The sequence below is a fragment of the Burkholderia anthina genome (assembly GCF_902498995.1).
Classification (GTDB): Bacteria; Pseudomonadota; Gammaproteobacteria; order Burkholderiales; family Burkholderiaceae; genus Burkholderia; species Burkholderia anthina.
The window spans coordinates 15,444-31,865 of record NZ_CABVLY010000029.1 but is presented as its reverse complement, the minus strand read 5'-3'; the positions used below and the strand labels follow the sequence as shown (position 1 = coordinate 31,865).

General features: G+C 67.9%; 17 protein-coding genes. 8 read left to right on the top strand and 9 right to left on the bottom strand.

Annotated elements, in window-relative coordinates:
• Window positions 1-54: 54 nt before the first annotated feature.
• Window positions 55-285: a hypothetical protein gene (locus BME24068_RS35440; protein WP_096502047.1), complete on the top strand. Its 231-nt coding sequence runs from the start codon at window positions 55-57 to the stop codon at window positions 283-285.
• A gap of 216 nt (window positions 286-501) precedes the next feature.
• Here BME24068_RS35440 and BME24068_RS29075 read toward each other — a convergent pair whose 3' ends face one another.
• From BME24068_RS29075 to BME24068_RS29060, 4 genes are all read right to left on the bottom strand, one after another.
• Window positions 502-1,509, bottom strand: a complete 1,008-nt coding sequence (locus tag BME24068_RS29075; protein ID WP_174928124.1) for an aldo/keto reductase — start codon at window positions 1,507-1,509, stop codon at window positions 502-504.
• A gap of 76 nt (window positions 1,510-1,585) precedes the next feature.
• Complete coding sequence (locus tag BME24068_RS29070) at window positions 1,586-1,912, bottom strand: carboxymuconolactone decarboxylase family protein (protein WP_096501907.1); 327 nt, start codon at window positions 1,910-1,912, stop codon at window positions 1,586-1,588.
• 96 nt (window positions 1,913-2,008) lie between these two features.
• Window positions 2,009-2,908, bottom strand: a complete 900-nt coding sequence (locus tag BME24068_RS29065) for a LysR family transcriptional regulator (RefSeq protein WP_174928123.1) — start codon at window positions 2,906-2,908, stop codon at window positions 2,009-2,011.
• A 67-nt stretch (window positions 2,909-2,975) separates the two neighbouring features.
• Complete coding sequence (locus BME24068_RS29060; RefSeq protein WP_174928122.1) at window positions 2,976-3,866, bottom strand: alpha/beta hydrolase; 891 nt, start codon at window positions 3,864-3,866, stop codon at window positions 2,976-2,978.
• A gap of 319 nt (window positions 3,867-4,185) precedes the next feature.
• Here BME24068_RS29060 and BME24068_RS29055 point away from each other — a divergent pair, with 319 nt between their 5' ends.
• From BME24068_RS29055 to BME24068_RS29035, 5 genes are all read left to right on the top strand, one after another.
• Window positions 4,186-5,349, top strand: coding sequence for an aromatic ring-hydroxylating oxygenase subunit alpha (locus BME24068_RS29055; protein ID WP_174928121.1), 1,164 nt, complete (start codon window positions 4,186-4,188; stop codon window positions 5,347-5,349).
• Window positions 5,350-5,447: 98 nt separating this feature from the next.
• The gene (locus BME24068_RS29050) at window positions 5,448-7,133 is read left to right on the top strand and encodes a choline dehydrogenase (protein WP_174928120.1); all 1,686 of its coding nucleotides are present in this window, start codon (window positions 5,448-5,450) and stop codon (window positions 7,131-7,133) included.
• Between the two features lie 5 nt (window positions 7,134-7,138).
• Window positions 7,139-8,122, top strand: a complete 984-nt coding sequence (locus BME24068_RS29045; protein WP_174928119.1) for a PDR/VanB family oxidoreductase — start codon at window positions 7,139-7,141, stop codon at window positions 8,120-8,122.
• 30 nt (window positions 8,123-8,152) lie between these two features.
• Window positions 8,153-9,100, top strand: a complete 948-nt coding sequence (locus tag BME24068_RS29040) for a choline ABC transporter substrate-binding protein (RefSeq protein ID WP_096501897.1) — start codon at window positions 8,153-8,155, stop codon at window positions 9,098-9,100.
• Window positions 9,101-9,180: 80 nt separating this feature from the next.
• Entirely contained in the window at window positions 9,181-9,954 is a 774-nt protein-coding gene (locus BME24068_RS29035; RefSeq protein ID WP_174928118.1) for an SDR family oxidoreductase, read from the top strand.
• A gap of 90 nt (window positions 9,955-10,044) precedes the next feature.
• Here the strand turns inward: BME24068_RS29035 and BME24068_RS29030 are convergent, their stop codons facing one another.
• The gene (locus tag BME24068_RS29030; protein WP_174928117.1) at window positions 10,045-10,794 is read right to left on the bottom strand and encodes a class II aldolase and adducin N-terminal domain-containing protein; all 750 of its coding nucleotides are present in this window, start codon (window positions 10,792-10,794) and stop codon (window positions 10,045-10,047) included.
• A 24-nt stretch (window positions 10,795-10,818) separates the two neighbouring features.
• A complete protein-coding gene (locus BME24068_RS29025; protein ID WP_174928116.1) occupies window positions 10,819-12,282 on the bottom strand; it encodes an aldehyde dehydrogenase family protein in 1,464 nt (487 codons plus the stop codon).
• Window positions 12,283-12,595: 313 nt separating this feature from the next.
• Between BME24068_RS29025 and BME24068_RS29020 the strand changes: the two genes are divergently transcribed.
• Window positions 12,596-13,627 (top strand): GlxA family transcriptional regulator, encoded by a 1,032-nt coding sequence (locus tag BME24068_RS29020; RefSeq protein WP_239007808.1) that lies wholly within the window; start codon window positions 12,596-12,598, stop codon window positions 13,625-13,627.
• A 161-nt stretch (window positions 13,628-13,788) separates the two neighbouring features.
• On the opposite strand, the gene BME24068_RS29015 is transcribed toward BME24068_RS29020, so the two are convergent.
• Window positions 13,789-14,220 (bottom strand): YciI family protein, encoded by a 432-nt coding sequence (locus tag BME24068_RS29015; protein WP_174928115.1) that lies wholly within the window; start codon window positions 14,218-14,220, stop codon window positions 13,789-13,791.
• Window positions 14,221-14,542: 322 nt separating this feature from the next.
• Here BME24068_RS29015 and BME24068_RS29010 point away from each other — a divergent pair, with 322 nt between their 5' ends.
• Window positions 14,543-14,773 carry a hypothetical protein gene (locus tag BME24068_RS29010; RefSeq protein WP_096501889.1) on the top strand — a complete coding sequence of 77 codons (231 nt, stop codon included), beginning with the start codon at window positions 14,543-14,545 and terminating at the stop codon, window positions 14,771-14,773.
• A 33-nt stretch (window positions 14,774-14,806) separates the two neighbouring features.
• Here the strand turns inward: BME24068_RS29010 and BME24068_RS29005 are convergent, their stop codons facing one another.
• Together BME24068_RS29005 and BME24068_RS29000 are read right to left on the bottom strand one after the other, a co-directional pair.
• Window positions 14,807-15,508 (bottom strand): oxygen-binding di-iron domain-containing protein, encoded by a 702-nt coding sequence (locus BME24068_RS29005; protein ID WP_174928114.1) that lies wholly within the window; start codon window positions 15,506-15,508, stop codon window positions 14,807-14,809.
• Window positions 15,509-15,646: 138 nt separating this feature from the next.
• Window positions 15,647-16,417, bottom strand: a complete 771-nt coding sequence (locus BME24068_RS29000) for an ABC transporter permease (protein WP_174928113.1) — start codon at window positions 16,415-16,417, stop codon at window positions 15,647-15,649.
• Window positions 16,418-16,422 lie beyond the last annotated feature (5 nt).

Sequence of the window (16,422 nt, the reverse complement as noted above, 5' to 3'; positions counted from 1 at the left end):
ACGCACACTGGGCGCCGGCTTGCTTCACACAGCAACCCTGAGGGAGAAGTGTCGATGTCGACCCATATCTGTTCGCAGGAAGCCCGGGCCGCGCAACGCTTCGTCGAAGCGACGCGCAATGTCGATCAGGCGTTTCGCGCCGTGCGCGGCGAAAGCGACGACGATATCTCGTCGGCCGAATATGCACGCGCGATGTCGCGCCTCGATCGCGCGCTCGACGAACTGGCGCAAGCGCAGGAATTTTTCGATCGCGTGGTGAGCGCCGACGCGGCACGCGGCAACTGAGTTCGCCGCCGCCGCCGCCGTCGCCGTTTTCGTTGCTCGCTTTTCGTTTTCTGTTTTTCGCCGCGTCGCCCGACGCGCACTGCCTTAGTTCATCCGCTCACCCGCTTGCCGGACGACACCGTCCGGCCCGTCAGTCGTACATCCTTCGCGCGCCTGCAATCGCGATCGCCGCATCATGCCGGCGGGCAGCGGGCATCCCGCTTCAATCTCCCGACGTCAAACCTTCCGCCCTTCGACTGGATAGCCGGGATCCGTATAACCGTGCGTCGACGCATGCCCGGGCGGCACCAGCGCGTCGACGAAGCGCTCGTCGTCGGGGCCGAGCTCGAGCGTCAGCGCATCGACGTAGCTGTCCCAGTGCGCCTCGGTGCGCGGGCCCGCGATCGTCGAGCTGACGATGCGGTTCTTCATCACCCAGGCGAGCGCGAACGCGACCGACGTCGTGCCGCGCGCAGCCGCATGCGCGGCCACCTGCTGCGCGATGTGCAACGATTCGGGCCGCCATTCCGTCTGCCGGATGCGCCGGTCGCCGCGGCCCGCGCGCGAATCGGCGGGCGGCTGCGCATCGGCCGCATATTTGCCGGTCAACACGCCGCGCGCGAGCGGGCTGTACGGCACGACGCCGATCCCGTAATGCGCGGCGGCCGGAAGCTGTTCGACCTCGGCCGTGCGATCGACGAGGTTGTACAGCGGTTCGCTCGCAACCGGCCGATCGATGCCGAGCTGATCCGCGAGTCGCACGATCTCGGCAATGCGCCAGCCCTTGAAGTTCGACAGTCCGATGTAGCGCACCTTGCCTTGCCGGATCAGGTCGGCCACCGCGCGCATCGCTTCGTCGAGCGGCGCGTCGGTCAGCGCGCGATGGAAATAGAGGATATCGATGTAATCGGTTCCGAGCCGCTTCAGGCTCGCGTCGACCGATTCGAAGATCCACTTGCGCGACTGGCCCTGACGGTTCGGCCCCGCGTCCGGTCCGGCCGGATAGCCGAATTTCGTCGCGACGACCCAACTGTCGCGATGTCGTGCGATCGCGCGGCCGACGATTTCTTCCGAGCGTCCGGCGTGATAGACGTCGGCCGTGTCGATGAAGTTGACGCCCTGGTCGAAGGCCTTGCCGATGATGCGCGCCGACGTCGCTTCGTCGGTTTCCCCGCCGAACATCATCGCGCCGAGACACAGCGGCGACACCTTGAGCGCGCTGCGCCCGAGATAGCGGTAATCCATATGCGGACTCCATGCGGACATACGCCCGCGTCGGTTCAAGTCGGTTGAACGGGAACGTGCCGGCCGTGCGTCGTGTTCACACGCCGGCTTCGTCGAAGATGCGTTGCGCGATCGGCAGCGCCGAGCTTGCGGTCGGCCAGCCGGAGTAGAACGCGAGGTGGGTGATCGCCTCGATCAGCTCGTCGCGGGTGAGGCCGTTGTCGAGCGCTTTCTTCAGATGGAACGGCAGCTCGTTCACGCGATACAGCGCGACGAGGCTCGCGACGGTGATCAGGCTGCGATCGCGCGGCGACAGGCCGGGGCGCTGCCACACGTCGCCGAACAGCACGTTGTCGGTGTAGTCGGCGAGGGCCGGCGCGATGGCGCCGAAGGCGCGGCGCGCGGGGGAAGTCGGTTCGGACATCGATGGCTCCGGATGACGTTGAAGACACCAACGATGGTAGCTACCGAAACGCTTATCGATAATCCCCAATAATTCGCATGCACTTATCGAGCGGGTTCATGAATGAGCCGGATGGCGCAGCGCGTCGACGATCAGCGCGAGCGCGCGCGACGACTGCCGCCGGCTCGCGTAGTACAGGTGATGACCGGGGAACGTCGGGCACCAGTCGTCGAGCACGCCGACGAGGCGGCCGGCATCGACATGCGGCGCGGCGAGTTCGGCCGGCACGTACGCGAGGCCGTAGCCGGCGAGCGCCGCGTCGAGCATTTCATAGGTGCCGTTGAACGTGACCTGGCCGTCGACGCGCACTTGCAGCGTGTCGTCGCCGCGCGCGAGTTCCCATGCGTACAGCGCGCCGTGCGTCGGCAGGCGCAGGTTGATGCAGTCGTGCGCGACGAGATCCTGCGGCGTCGTGGGCCGCTCGCGTTGCGCGAAATACGCGGGCGCGCCGACGATCGCCATTTTCAGGTCGGGCGAGATGCGCACCGCGATCATGTCCTTCGCGACCTGGTCGCCGAGCCGCACGCCGATGTCGAAGCGTTCCGCGACGATGTCGGACAGCCCGTAGTCGGTCACGAACTCGACCTTCAGGTCGCGATAGTCGCGCAGCATCGGCGACAGCTTCGGCCACAGCAACGTGCGGATCACGTAGTCCGTCGCATTGATGCGCACGGTGCCGGCCGGCTTGTCGCGCAGCTCGGCGAGCGCGGACAGCTCGGCCTCGATTTCGTCGAAGCGCGGCGCGAGGTTCAGCAGCAGGCGCTCGCCGGCTTCGGTCGGCGACACGCTGCGCGTCGTGCGCGTGAGCAGCCGCACGCCGAGACGCGTCTCGAGCGAGCGGATCGTATGGCTGAGTGCGGATTGCGATACGCCGAGCCGGGCGGCCGCGCGCGTGAAGCTGCGCTCGCGTGCGACGGCGATGAAGGCAAGCAGGTCCGCAAAGTTGTCGCGCGGCATGGGAAAACGTGGGTGGTCGATGCCAGCGCATCGTACCACCGGGTTCGCTGCACGGCAGTGCCGCGCGTCAGCCCGCGTGCGTCATGCCCGGCGCATGGGGCGCCGGATGGTAGGCATAGCCGCCGTGCTGGAACGACATCGCGAAGAACCGCATCTGGTAGCGGATCGCCTGCGCCCAGTAATCCCACGTGTGGCCGCCGGGACGTTCCGCATAGTCGTGCGGCACGCCGAGCGCGACGAGCCGCTCGTGCAGCGTGCGATTCGAGCCGACGAACGCGTCGTCGCGGCCGCAGTCGATCGTCAGGTCGAGATGCGCGCGGACGAACGCGCGTGCGCTTTCGACGATCGCGTTGCGGTTCCAGAACGACGAATGGCGGACGGGGTCGCCGAACACGTGGTCGATGCCCGGCTCGTCCTCGCAGCAGCGCGGGTCGACCGCGCCGCTGATGCTGCCGACCGCGCCGAACGTGTCGGGCCGGTCGAGCGCGATGCGCAGCGCGCCGAAGCCGCCCATGCTGAGCCCGGTGATCGCGCGCGCCGGTTTGGCGGCGATCGTCCTGAAGTGATCGTCGATATAGGACACGACTTCGTCGCCGACGAAGGTTTCGTAGCGGCTGCCCGAGTCGAACGGACTGTCGATGTACCAGCTCTCGTGCCCGCCGTCGGGCATCACGAGGATCGCGTGATAGCGGTCGGCGAGCGCGGCGATGTGCGTGTTGCTGGTCCAGTCGGTGTGGTCGCCGCCGGAGCCGTGCAGCAGGTAGACGACCGGAAAGCGTTCGACGCCGCGTTCGGCGCCGCTGTGTTGGCGTGCGTAGTCGTCGGGCAACACGACGGTCGCCTTCAGCGTTTCGCGCATCGCCGCGCTCGGGATTGCCACGACCCGCGTCTGGAACGCGAGGGCGGGGCCCGCAACGGCGAGCAGCAGGAGCAACCAGAATGCACGTACCAGGTTCATTGATCGTCGCATGTATCGCCTCCGTCCGGCGGTCGGGCGCCAGGACAACCCGGTTCGGCGACTCTAGCAACCGCGCCTTTCAACCATATTTCGGCGAAACCTACGGGTTGTCAGGCGGGCGGCGTGCAGCCGGCGGCTGCATGCGTCAGCCGAGACAGCGCGCGAGCGTGTCGCGAAACGCGGTCTCATGCGGCGACATCGCGATGTCGCGATCCATCAAGTGCGGGCCGGCGGGCGCCCATAAAGTTCGCTTCATGGTGGATGGCCAGCCGGACCGGGCCGCCACCTTCCGACGAACGACAGAACAGGGAAAACGCCCATGCAACCGATCTCCGTTGTGAAGAAGCAAGACATCGTCGCTGCCGACCGCTGGATGCAGCAACGGCCCGAAAGCGCGCTGACGCTGCCGTCGCGCTATTTCTATGACGATGCGGTGTTCGCGGCCGAGCGCGACCGCATCTTCATGTCGGCGTGGCACGTGATCGGCCACAAGTCGGAACTGAGCACGCCCGGGCAGTTCGTGATGACCGACGTGTTCGACCAGAGCGTGATCGCCGCATGCGGCCGCGACGGCCAGGTCCACGCGTTCCACAACGTTTGCCAGCATCGCGGCAACCGCCTCGTCGAAGCGCGGCGCGGCGTGCAGAAAGGGCTGTTCCGCTGCGCGTACCACTCGTGGTGCTATGGCGCCGACGGCAGCCTGCGCGGCGCGCCGCGCACCGATCGCATCGAGGGTTTCGATATTTCGGACTACAACATTCCGAAGGTGCGCGTCGAGGAACTCGGCGGGTTCTACTACTTCAACCTCGATCCGAATGCGCCGTCGATGCGCGACCAGTTCCCTGGCGCCGACGCGGAGATGAAGCGCGTGTTTCCGAAGCTGGACGCGTACCGGCTGATGGAGGAGAAGGACGTGATCGTGCCGGCGAACTGGAAGGTCATCATGGACAACTCGATCGAGGGCTATCACTTCTCGCTGTCCGGCCCGCATCACGTCGAGCTGGCCGGCCTGATCGACTTCGACGGATACCGGCTCACGCAGCACGACAAATGGTGGACCTACACGGCGCCGGCCAATCTCGGCGCGACCGCCGCGTACGGCGTGCCGCTCGGCGACAAGAATCCGGACGAGTGCTTCTTCAACATCGGGATCTGGCCGCACAACACGTTCTACACGTTCCCGTACTCGGAATTCCTCGCGACGTTCCTGATCATTCCGCTGGAACCGGAGAAGACGCTGCTGCGCTTCGGCTACTACTCGACGCACGACGAGATCCCCGCGGTGACGAAGGCGTGCATGGACTGGATGAACACCGATCTCGGCCCGGAAGACATCCGCCTGAACATCTCGGTACAGAAGGGGCTGCATTCGGTCGGCTACAACCAGGGCCGCTACGTGATCGACGCCGAGCACAGCAACGAGAGCGAACACCTCGTGCATCACTTCCACACGCTCGTGCACGACGGCATTCACGGCGCGTGAGCGGCGGGGAGCGCCGCTCCCCGTTGCGTCTCCGGCGAGGACGACGGCGCCGATTCGCCCGTTCGACCTTCATGATCACGATCAACTGCATGCATGCGATGAAGAAATCAGACGCAATCGACGCTGTGCGTCGCGACTACGACTATGTGATTGTCGGTGCGGGATCGGCCGGCTGCGTGCTGGCCAACCGGCTCGGGCAGGATCCGAACGTGCGGATCCTGCTGCTCGAGGCCGGCCCCGCGAACCGGCACTGGTCGATCGACATGCCGTCCGCGATGGGCATCGTGGTGGGCGGCAACCGTTTCAACTGGCAGTACCGGTCGGAGCCGGAGCCGTTCCTGAACCGCCGCCGCATCGCGACGCCGCGCGGGCGCGTGCTCGGCGGTTCGTCGTCGATCAACGGGATGGTCTATATCCGCGGCCATGCGCGCGACTACGACGGCTGGGCCGAGCAGGGCTGCACCGGATGGAGCTACCGCGAGGTGCTGCCGTATTTCATCCGCTCGGAACGGCACGAACTGGGCGCCGATGCCTATCACGGCGACAGCGGCCACCTGCGCGTGACGGCCGGCCGCACCGACACGCCGCTCACGCGCGCGTTCATCGCATCGGGCGTCGATGCGGGCTACGCGCATACCGACGACGTGAACGGCTATCGGCAGGAAGGTTTCGGCCGCGTCGATCGCACGACGTGGAACGGTGCGCGCTGGAGCACCGCGCGCGGCTATCTTGCGCAGGCGCTCGAACGCGGCAACGTCACAGTGCTGACCGGTGCGCTCGTGCTGCGCGTGCTGTTCGACGGCAAGCGCGCGACCGGCATCGAGTATGCCTGCGACGGCGCCACGCACGAAGTGACGGCGAACGCCGAAGTGCTGCTGTGCGGCGGCGCGATCAATACGCCGCAACTGCTGATGCTGTCCGGCGTCGGGCCGGCCGGCGAACTGGAACGCGCCGGCGTGCGCACGCGGCACGATCTGCCGGGCGTCGGCCGCAGGCTGTCCGATCACCCGGACACCGTGGTGCAGTATCTGTGCCGCAAGCCGGTGTCGATCTATCCGTGGACGGTCGCGCCGCGCAAATGGTGGACCGGCGCGAAATGGTTCGCGCAGCGCGAAGGGCTGGCCGCGACGAACCATTTCGAGGCCGGTGCGTTCATCCGTTCGCGCGCGGGCGTCGAGCACCCGGATCTGCAACTGACGTTCATGCCGCTCGCGGTGCAGCCGGGCAGCGTCGACAGCGTACCCGCGCATGCATTCCAGGTGCATATCGACCTGATGCGCCCGACGAGCCTCGGCGCGGTGACGCTGACGTCCGGCGATCCGCGCCAGCCGCCGAAGATCCTGTTCAATTACCTGAAGACCGAACGCGACCGGGCCGACATGCGCGCCGGCGTGCGCCTCGTGCGGGAGATCCTCGCGCAGCCGTCGTTCCGCGACCTGTGCGGCGACGAGCTTTCGCCGGGTGCGGGCAAGACCGACGACGCGTCGCTCGACGCGTGGGCGCGCGACATCACCGAGACGGGCTACCACGCGGCGGGCACCTGCAAGATGGGCCCGGCGTCCGATCCCGAAGCGGTGGTCGGCCCCGACCTGCGCGTGCACGGCCTCGAGCGGTTGCGCGTGATCGACGCGTCGGTCATGCCGACGATCGTCAGCGGCAACACCAATGCGCCGACCGTGATGATCGGCGAAAAGGGCAGCGATCTCGTGCTCGGGCGCACGCCGTTGCCGCCTTCGTCGGCGCCCGTCTGGGCGCAGCCTGAATGGCGCACGCGTCAACGGTGAGCACGATGGAGCCGATCCTCTCGATTCCGGCCGTCGCGCATATCGACGCGCGTGTCGTCGACGCGACGATGCTTACACCGGAGATCCGCGGCGTCGTGTTCGCGTCGGCCGACGGCGCAGCGCTGCCGCCGGCCGAGCCCGGCGCGCATGTCGAGCTGCGCCTGCCGGGCGGCATCGTGCGCCAGTACTCGATCGTCGAACGCGCGGCCGACGGATCGACCTACCGGATCGCGGTGCTGCGCGAGCCGCGCTCGCGCGGCGGGTCCGCGTATGTCGTCGAGCGGCTGGCGCCGGGCGACGCGGTCAGCCTGAGCGCGCCGCGGAATCATTTCGTGCTCGACGAGCACGCGAGCGACTACGTGCTGATCGCGGGCGGCATCGGCATCACGCCGATCCTGCCGATGGCGCGCCGGCTCGAGGCGCTCGGCAAGCCGTTCACGCTGTGCTGCCTGGCGCGATCGCGCGAGCGGATGGCGTTGCTCGACGCGATCGAAGGCGGCGCGCTGCGACCGAACACCCGGCTGCATTTCAGCGAACGGGACGGCGAGGTCGATCTGCGCGCGCTGCTGGGCACGCCGCGCGCGGGCACGCAGGTGTATGTCTGCGGCCCGGCGCGGCTGATCGACAGCGTGCTCGACGCGGCGCGCGACTGGCCGGCCGGCGCGATCCGCTTCGAGCGCTTCGCGGCGCCCGCGGCGCCGTGCGCGCCACGCGACGACGCGCGGGCGTTCGAGGTCGAGCTTGCCAGCACCGGCCGCCGTATCGCGATACCCGCGGAGCGGTCGATTCTCGACGTGCTGCGCGACGAGCGGATCGCGGTCGAATCGGTTTGCGCGGAAGGCATCTGCGGCACCTGCGCCGTCAGGCTGCTCGACGGCGAGGCCGACCATCGCGACGGTCTCCAGACGGACGAGGAGAAGCGCGCGAACAATCTCATCTATATCTGCGTGTCGCGCGCGAAGTCGTCACGACTCGTGCTGGATCTTTAGTTGTCCTTCAACCTGTCTGGAGAAATCACGATGAACGTCGTCAGGAAAACCCTCGGGTGTATCGCGCTGGCGGGCGTCTGCGCGGGTCATGCGGTCGCACGGGAACCGGCAACCTGCCGCGTCGTGCGGTTCGCGGAGATCGGCTGGACCGATATCGCCGCGACGACCGCGCTCGCGTCGACCGTGCTGTCGAGTCTCGGCTATCAGCCGACCAGGACGATGGCATCGATTCCGATCGCGCTGGCCGGGCTGAAGGCGCGCCAGATCGACGTGTACCTCGGCGACTGGCGGCCGTCGATGGATGCGACGAGCGAGCCGTTCGTGAAGAGCGGCGCCGTGAAGGTGCTGGACCGCCCGAACCTCGTCGGCGCGAAGTACACGCTCGCGGTTCCGGCGTATGCATACGACGCCGGCCTGCGCTCGTTCGGCGACATCGCGAAGTTCGCGGACAAGCTGCAGGGCCGCATCTACGGGATCGAGCCGGGGAACGACGGCAACGAGCTGATCCGCAAGGCGATCCAGGGCAATCAGTACGGGCTCGGCAAGTTCAAGCTGATCGAATCGAGCGAGGCCGGCATGCTGGTCGAGGTCAAGCGGGCGATCCGCGATCATGCGTGGATCGTCTTTCTCGGCTGGGAGCCGCATCCGATGAACCTCGACTTCAACATGCGCTATCTCGGCGGCGGCGACGCGCTGTTCGGCCCGAATTACGGCGAGGCGAAGGTCTATACGATGACGGCGCCCGACTACGCGGCGCGCTGCCCGAATGCGGCGAAGCTGGTCGCGAACCTGCAGTTCACCACGGACATGGAGAACCAGGTGATGAAGGCGATCGCCTCCGGCAAGCAGCCCGAGGTCGCGGCGAAGGCGTGGCTGCAGCAGCATCCGGGCGTGCTGAAGGACTGGCTGGCCGGCGTCACGACGGCCGACGGACGCGATCCGCGCGCGGCGCTCGACGTCGCGCTGGATCTTCACTGAGCGTGCGGCGCGCATCGTGTGCGCCGTGGCTCGTGCCGGCCCACACGATGGCGAACCGGAACCCATCGGAGCAAACGACGATGAACGAGAACCAGGCCGGCCGGCTGGCCGGCAAGGTGGCCGTGGTGACGGGCGCGGCGAGCGGAATCGGCAGGTGCATCGCGCTGCGATTCGCGCGCGAGGGCGCCCGCGTGATCGCGACGACGAGCCGCAATGTTGCGCAGCTCGACGCGACGTGCGCGATGGCGCGTGACGGCGCGATCGTCGGCAGGCAGGCCGACGCGCGTTCCGCCGAGCAGGTCGGCGAGCTGGTCGATTTCGTGGAACGCGCGTTCGGCCGGCTCGACATCCTGTGCAACAACGCGGGCGTGATCCGCGAAGCGATGCTCGTCGACACGACCGAGGCGGACTGGGACGTCGTGATGGACGTGAACCTCAAGGGCGTGTTTCTCGGCTGCAAATACGCGATTCCGGCGATGATCCGCAGCGGCGGCGGCGCGATCGTCAATCTCGGCTCGACGAGCAGCTTCGTCGGCGAACCGCTGCATGCGGCCTACTGCGCATCGAAGGGCGGCGTGCTGATGCTGACGCGCTGCGTGGCGATCGAGCATGCGAAGGACCGCATCCGCGCCAATGCGGTGTGCCCGGGCTGGATCGATACGCCGATGAATACGCCGTTCATCGACGCGCTCGGCGGTCGGCAGCGGATGGATGCGCTGCTCGACGCGGTTCAGCCGCTCGGGATGGGCACGCCGGAGCAGGTCGCCGACGTCGCGCTGTTTCTCGCGTCCGACGAAAGCAGTTTCGTCACCGGCACGTCGGTTCTCGTCGATGGCGGGTTGACCGCACAATAACGCGCGTCGACGGACGATTCGCGCCGCGTCGCGCGAATCGTCCGTGCGCGCGGGCATGCCTGCGCATGCCGCCCCGCGCGCCGCGCATCGCTACCACGCATACGATGGCGACTCGTCGTCGAGAATCGCGCGGAGTTCCGCCAGATGCTGCGCCGCGAATCCCGCATAGTCGTCGCGCCACTGGATCATCGTCTTGCGCGCGACCTGTTCGGTCGCGATCTTCAACGGCTGGCCGGTTTGCAGCGCGCTCACGTAGGTCTCGCACGCGCGCTCGAAGTAATACAGATCGTCGAACGCCTGCGCGACCGACGACGCGACGACGATCACGCCGTGCTGGCCCATCAGCAGCACGGGCTTGTCGCCCAGCGCGTCGGCGACGCGGCGCGCTTCGTCGCCGAGCCCCATGCCGTCGAATCCGGTATCCACGGCGACCCGTTCGAAGAAACGCATGCAGTTCTGGTCGAGCGGCGGCAGCGCGGGCTGCGCGAGGCACGACAGCACCGTCGCGTATTTCGAATGCACGTGCAGCACGCAGCGTGCATGCCGGTGACGCTTGTGGATTTCCGAATGGAGCGCCCACGCGGTGAGGTCGGGCGCGTCGTCGCGGCGGATCGTGTCCGCGTCGTCGGCATCGACGAGCAGCAGTTCGCTCGCGCGCACCCGCGAGAAATGACGTCCGCGCGGGTTGATCAGGAATTGCCGGTTGTCGTCGGATACGGCGGCGCTGAAGTGGTTGGCGATCGATTCGTGCATGCCGAGGCGCGCGGTCCAGCGGAACGCGCACGCGAGATCCGCGCGTGTCGCGCGATGCGTCTGGTCGGGTTGCGTGGCAGTGAGCATGTCGGGTTCCCGTGTCGGTGGAGATCAGAACCAGCGTTGCGGGCTGGCTTCGAAGTTGACGTACGCGTGCTTCAGTTCGGTGTATTCGTCGAGGCCGCTGCGCGACAGCTCGCGGCCGATGCCGCTGGCCTTGTAGCCGCCCCACGGCGCGCCCGGCAGCGTCACGTTGTAGTCGTTGACCCACACGGTCGCCGCCCGCAACCGGCGCATCACGCGGTTGGCGCGCGCGAAGTCGCGCGTCCACACGGCGCCGGCAAGGCCGAACGGCGTGTCGTTGGCCAGCGCGAGCGCGTCGTCCTCGCTGTCGAACGTCTCGACGGTCAGCACCGGGCCGAACACCTCGTCGCGCGCGATCGCCATCGTCGTGCGCACGTCGGCGATCAGCGTCGGTTCGATCCAGAAGCCGGTCGCGAACGCGTCGCCCGCGGGCGCGCGGCCGCCGCATACGATGCGCGCGCCTTCGCGCGCGGCGTCGCCGATCAGCGCCAGCACGCGATCGCGCTGCTGGGCGGAAATCACCGGGCCCATCCGCGTGGCCTCGTCGACGCCGTGGCCGAGCCGGATCGCCGCGATGCGTTCGGCGAGCGCATCGACGAAGCGGTCGTGCAGCGCGCGTTCGACCAGCAGCCGCGAGCCGGCCGAGCACATCTGTCCGGCGTTGAAGAACGCGGCATTCAGCGCGTAGTCGAGCGCCGTGTCGAAATCGGCGTCGGCGAACACGATGTTCGGGTTCTTGCCGCCGAGTTCGAGCGACACGCGCTTGAAGTTCGACGCGGCCGCGCGCATCACGCTGGCGCCGGCCGCGTTGCTGCCGGTCAGCGAGATCAGGTCGACCTCGGCGCTCGACGCGAGCGTGTCGCCCACGTCGGCGCCGCCCGTCACGAGATTGAGCACGCCGCGCGGCAGGCCCGCGTCGTGCGCGAGCTCGACCAGGCGATGCGTGGACAGCGGCGTCAGCGACGCGGGCTTGATGACGACCGTGTTGCCGGCCACGAGCGCCGGCGCGAGCTTCCACGCGGCCTGCAGCAACGGGTAGTTCCATGGCGTGATCAGCCCGCACACGCCGACCGGCTCGCGCAGCGTGACGCTGAGCGCGTGCGGCTGCGTGGCGTTCACGCTCCCCGATTCGGTGACCGCGAGGCTCGTGAAATAGTCGAAGGCCGCGGCGGCGTCGTGCACGTCGGACGCCGATTCGGCCAGTGTCTTGCCGGTGTTCGCGGTCTCGATGCGCGCGAGCGCGCTCGCTTCGCCGCGCAGCGCATCGGCCAGCGCGCGCACGCAGGCCGCGCGCTCGCCTGCGGGCCGGCGCGGCCACTCGCCGTGATCGAACGCGGTGCGCGCCGCGCGAATCGCGTGTTCGGCATCGGCCGTCGTGCCGTACGACACGCGCGCAATCGTTTCGCCGGTGCCGGGATCGACGATGGCGCGCTGTCCGCCGGCGGCGGCGGGTTGCCACGCGCCGTCGATATAGAGCTGTTTGATGTGCATGGAGCAGGTTCCCGGAAGTCAGTGGATACGCGTGCATCGCCCGGATGCGGGCGGAACGCGAGCCGACTATAAGGGGCGTGCGCGGCCCGCACTTGATCGATTGCGACGGCGCGTGACGTACTGCGGCGGCGCGTGCGGGGCGGGCGCCGCCGGTGTTGCGACCCTGCGGAAAGCGACAGCGTAATGTCGCTTTTCATCAAGTACCGAAAGGCGGCGGGCGGCACAGTCGGGGTTGAACGGATGGCGCGTCGGAGACGCGCCGCCTACGATTTCCCGCCAGGCGGCCCCTGTATCCGGCCGGATCGAAACTGCCATGACTTCACGGAAACTGCCTTTGCCGGCCGGGCCGGCGGCCACGCACGCACCGCGCCAGGTCGGCTTGCTCGTCCTGCCGCAGTTCTCCCATCTGGGGCTCGCGCTGCTGATCGAGGCGATGTCGCTCGCGAACTGGCTCGGGCAGCGCACGCTGTACGCGTGGACCGTGCTGTCGGCCGACGGCGAACCGGTGCAGGCGACCAACGGCATGTCGACGCCGACCCGGCCGATCGGCGACCAGCGGGGCGCGTTCGCGACGATCTTCGTGGTCGCGAGCTTCGAGGCGCAGCAGCACGGGAAGCACCGCGGCGTGAAGACGTGGCTGCAGAACCAGATGGCGTTCGGCACGCAGATCGGCGGCGTCGAGACGGGGACCGAACTGCTCGCCGCGGCCGGCCTGCTGCACGGGCGGCCGTCGGCCGTGCACTGGGACAACGTCGAAGGATTTCAGGAGGCGTATCCGAAGGTCGGCGCGACCACGCGGCTCTACACGATCGAGCCGCGCCTGATCACGTGCGCGGGCGGCACCGCGATCATCGACATGATGCTCGACTGGATCGGCCGCGAACACGGCGCCGAGCTCGCGCGGGAGATTGCGCGGCATCTGCTGCATGCGCGGCCGCGCGGCGCGGACGAGGCGCAGTTGTCGGACCGCGAGGCGGAGCCGGAGGCGATGAGCGCGTCGGTCGCGAAGGCGATCCGGCTGATGCGCGAGTCGATGGCGGAGCCGATGTCGTGCGAATCGGTCGCGCAGGCGGTCGGGCTGTCCAAGCGCCAGCTCGAGCGGCAGTTCAAGCGGCATACGGCGACCGCGCCGCTGCAGTACTACCTGAGCCTGCGGGTCGCGACCGCGCACCAGTTGCTGCAGCAGACGGAACTGAGCGTGTCGCAGGTTGCGGCAGCGACCGGCTTCGAATCGGTCGAGCATTTTTCCCGCGTGTACAAGTCGCGGTTCGGATGCCCGCCGAGCCGCGATCGCCTGCAATCGTGGGGCGCGCCGGTGATGCGTCATCCGGTGCCGGCGGCGTAGCGCGCCGCGGTTGTGCGACGGCGCTTCGATGTGCTGCACGACAGCGGTCGAAACGGACAGGCATGGCGGCGCGATCTCGCCGGGTAACGTATCGAGGCGATGCATTACCCGGCGAGACCGCGCCGTCGATCCGTTTGTTCCGAGGATTGGGCCGCGCCGGCTTACGCGCTGCGCTTGCCGTCCATCTCCGCGCGCAGTCGCGCTTCCTGTTCCTGCAGTTCCGGCGTGAAGGCGTCGCCGAAGTCCTCGAGCGAGAAGATCCCGCGGATCTCGATGTCCGAATCGGTCGGCATCGGGTTCGGGCAGCGCTTGACCCACTCGACGGCTTCCTCCATCGACTTCACTTCCCACAGCCAGTAGCCGGCGACGAGCTCCTTGGTCTCGGCGAACGGGCCGTCGACGACGGTCCGCTCGTTGCCGGAGAAATGCACGCGCTTGCCGCGCGAGCTCGGATGGAGCCCTTCGCCGGCGAGCATCACGCCGGCCTTCACGAGTGCCTCGTTGTACTGGCCCATTGCCGCCAGCAGTTCGGTATCGGGCATCGTGCCCGATTCGGAAGAGGCCGTTGCCTTGACGATCACCATGACGCGCATTGTTGCTGCTCCTTGAACGGTAAAAGGGAGGGCGGCCGGCCGCGCGGACGGCAAAACGACCGGTTACGACACTACGACGCGCGACGATCGCGTCGATCGACATCGCCTGCGAAAAAATTTCGAAGACCGATGACGGGGCGGGCGGTTCTCGGCAATACGCGCGGGCCGGGCAGGTTCGCGGTCGGCCGCATATGCCGCCTTGGCGGGCGCATCGAACCTGGTGCCTCGACGAGGCTCGCCGGCCAGCCGTCGGGCGGCCCGGACCGGAGTGCCGGTTCAAAACTGGTATGCTGACCGGCATTACGTTCGCGTGGAGGGCGCCATGGCAGCGAAGGAAGTGTCGAAGAAGAAGTACCTGAAAATTCTGAACAAACGCTTGCGCGCGGAGCCGGATGCGCCGGCCGGCGCGTCGTTCGTGTTCTTTCCGCTCGGCGCGAAGGCCAAGCATGCGACGGGCGTCGTGTCCGGCGAGCCGCGCAGCAAGCGCGAGCTCGCGTTGATGGCTTCGATCCAGAGCAAGGCGGCCGACGAATTCGTCGTCACGGGCGCCTGAGCGCGCCAGCCGGCCGCGCGCGGCGCGCTTGCGCTACGCGGTGGCCGCCTCGCAGTGGGCGATCACCCCGGCGATCACGCGCGGAATGTCGTGCGTGATCGCCGGGCCGTGCATCGGCAGGATGATGTCGAGGTCGAGCGCCTGGATGCGGCGCAGCGCGCTCGCCATGTGCGCGAGCGACGGCAGGTAATCCGAACGCGTGATCGAATCGAGGATCGCGGGCAGCGGGTCGTCCGTTTCCGCGTTGCCGAAGCGCATCAGGATGTCCGACGACAGCAAGGCCTTGTACGCCGGCAGATATACGACGAGCGCGTCCCATTGATGCACGTGCTTCGTGAAGACCGGCACGACGTCGATGCCCGACAGCGTCGCGGGCACGCCATCCTTCAGCGGAATCGCGCGCACGCCGAACACGTCGGCGAGCCCCCACGTGCACATCGGATGACCGTACGCGACGAGCGCCGGATTGGCCGCGAGGAAATCGGGCAGCGCGCCCATTTCGTCGGCCTCGAAGTGCGGAACGATCACGCTGCTCACCATCGACGGCGCGATGCCGACGGTGTCGAGCGCCGCGCTCAGTTGCGTGAAATTGGAGCGGGTGCCGGTTTCGACACACAGCACGTCGCCGTGCGGCGAGCGGATGAAGAACTGGCTGAAGCCCAGGTTCAGCGTATCGACGAACGTCGTGGCGCGAAACAGGCCGTCGCGGACGGCATCGATCCGGGAAGCGCTCATCGGGAGATCCTCACGCAGGAAGTGGGGCCGCGCGGCCCGCGCCTGTCGGGCGGCAGCGGCCGGTCTTCCGATCCAGTCTAGCAGCGCCGGTCCGGTTGCGCGAACCGGGCCGATGCGGCCGCGACTGCGCGCACCGCGTCAGTTCTTCAGCTTGTAGCCGGTGCGGAACATCCACGCGACGATCGCGAGCAGGATCGCGAGGAACAGCGTGGTCGCGGCGAGGCTGATCCACACGTGCACGTCGGCCAGCCCGTAGAACGACCAGCGGAAGCCGCTGATCAGATACACGATCGGGTTGAACAGCGTGATGATGCGCCACACGGGCGGCAGCATGTCGACCGAGTAGAAGCTGCCGCCGAGGAACGTGAGCGGCGTGATGATCAGCAGCGGCACGAGCTGCAGTTTCTCGAAGCTGTCGGCCCAGATGCCGATCACGAAGCCGAACAGGCTGAACGTGATCGACGTCAGTACGAGGAACAGCACCATCCAGAACGGATGCAGGATGTGCAGCGGCACGAACAGGCCGGCGGTGGCGAGGATGATCAGCCCGAGCAGCAGCGACTTCGACGCGGCCGCGCCCACGTACGCGATCACGATTTCCCAGTACGACACGGGCGCGGACAAAATCTCGTAGATCGTGCCCGTGAAGCGCGGGAAGTAGATGCCGAACGACGCGTTCGAGATGCTCTGCGACAGCAGCGACAGCATCACGAGGCCCGGCACGATGAACGATCCGTAGCCGATCCCGTTCACGTCGCTGATGCGCGAGCCGATCGCCGAGCCGAACACGACGAAGTACAGCGACGTCGAGATCACCGGCGCGATGATGCTCTGCATCAGCGTACGGCGCGTACGGGCCATTTCGGCACGGTAGATCGCGCGGATGCCGTGGAGATTCCAGTTGGCCATGTGCG

Coding starts and splice junctions, on each gene's coding strand:
- BME24068_RS29070 (WP_096501907.1), bottom strand. CDS start 1,912: ATGTCCGAACCGACTTCCCCCGCGCGCCGCGCCTTCGGCGCCATCGCG.
- BME24068_RS29075 (WP_174928124.1), bottom strand. CDS start 1,509: ATGGATTACCGCTATCTCGGGCGCAGCGCGCTCAAGGTGTCGCCGCTG.
- BME24068_RS29050 (WP_174928120.1), top strand. CDS start 5,448: ATGAAGAAATCAGACGCAATCGACGCTGTGCGTCGCGACTACGACTAT.
- BME24068_RS29025 (WP_174928116.1), bottom strand. CDS start 12,282: ATGCACATCAAACAGCTCTATATCGACGGCGCGTGGCAACCCGCCGCC.
- BME24068_RS35440 (WP_096502047.1), top strand. CDS start 55: ATGTCGACCCATATCTGTTCGCAGGAAGCCCGGGCCGCGCAACGCTTC.
- BME24068_RS29030 (WP_174928117.1), bottom strand. CDS start 10,794: ATGCTCACTGCCACGCAACCCGACCAGACGCATCGCGCGACACGCGCG.
- BME24068_RS29010 (WP_096501889.1), top strand. CDS start 14,543: ATGGCAGCGAAGGAAGTGTCGAAGAAGAAGTACCTGAAAATTCTGAAC.
- BME24068_RS29045 (WP_174928119.1), top strand. CDS start 7,139: ATGGAGCCGATCCTCTCGATTCCGGCCGTCGCGCATATCGACGCGCGT.
- BME24068_RS29020 (WP_239007808.1), top strand. CDS start 12,596: ATGACTTCACGGAAACTGCCTTTGCCGGCCGGGCCGGCGGCCACGCAC.
- BME24068_RS29065 (WP_174928123.1), bottom strand. CDS start 2,908: ATGCCGCGCGACAACTTTGCGGACCTGCTTGCCTTCATCGCCGTCGCA.
- BME24068_RS29055 (WP_174928121.1), top strand. CDS start 4,186: ATGCAACCGATCTCCGTTGTGAAGAAGCAAGACATCGTCGCTGCCGAC.
- BME24068_RS29035 (WP_174928118.1), top strand. CDS start 9,181: ATGAACGAGAACCAGGCCGGCCGGCTGGCCGGCAAGGTGGCCGTGGTG.
- BME24068_RS29005 (WP_174928114.1), bottom strand. CDS start 15,508: ATGAGCGCTTCCCGGATCGATGCCGTCCGCGACGGCCTGTTTCGCGCC.
- BME24068_RS29040 (WP_096501897.1), top strand. CDS start 8,153: ATGAACGTCGTCAGGAAAACCCTCGGGTGTATCGCGCTGGCGGGCGTC.
- BME24068_RS29000 (WP_174928113.1), bottom strand. CDS start 16,417: ATGGCCAACTGGAATCTCCACGGCATCCGCGCGATCTACCGTGCCGAA.
- BME24068_RS29015 (WP_174928115.1), bottom strand. CDS start 14,220: ATGCGCGTCATGGTGATCGTCAAGGCAACGGCCTCTTCCGAATCGGGC.
- BME24068_RS29060 (WP_174928122.1), bottom strand. CDS start 3,866: ATGAACCTGGTACGTGCATTCTGGTTGCTCCTGCTGCTCGCCGTTGCG.